The sequence below is a fragment of the Mycolicibacterium sphagni genome, from assembly GCF_002250655.1.
Taxonomy (GTDB): Bacteria; Actinomycetota; Actinomycetes; order Mycobacteriales; family Mycobacteriaceae; genus Mycobacterium; species Mycobacterium sphagni.
In genome coordinates this window covers 1-293 of the sequence record NZ_NOZR01000076.1, presented here as the reverse complement: position 1 = coordinate 293, position 293 = coordinate 1, and the positions used below count along the sequence as shown (strand labels likewise).

Annotated in this window: 1 protein-coding gene; it reads left to right on the top strand. The window is 67.2% G+C overall.

Features of this window, described 5'->3' with window-relative positions; translation table 11 throughout:
* Positions 1 to 293, top strand: a 293-nt coding sequence (locus tag CG716_RS29470; RefSeq protein WP_207760822.1) for a VCBS domain-containing protein, incomplete at both ends; no start/stop codon positions are given.

The window sequence follows — 293 nt, the reverse complement described above, 5'->3', positions numbered from 1 at the left end:
GCAGGCAACTTCACCTACACCCCCGCCGCGACGGCACGCTATGCGGCGACCAACGCCACGACCGATACCTTCACCGTCACCGCTAGCGACGGAACGAACTCGACAACAGAAACCGTCACCGTCTCGGTGTCTCCGCTGGCCGACAAACCCGTCGCCGGCACCCCCACCGTCGCCACCCCCAATACCAGCACCGGGGTGGTCACCGGCGCCCTGAACTTCACCGACCCTGGGGGCCAGAGCTTGACGTATGCAGTGACCGGCAAGCCCACCCAGGGCGCGGTGAGCGTCGATGC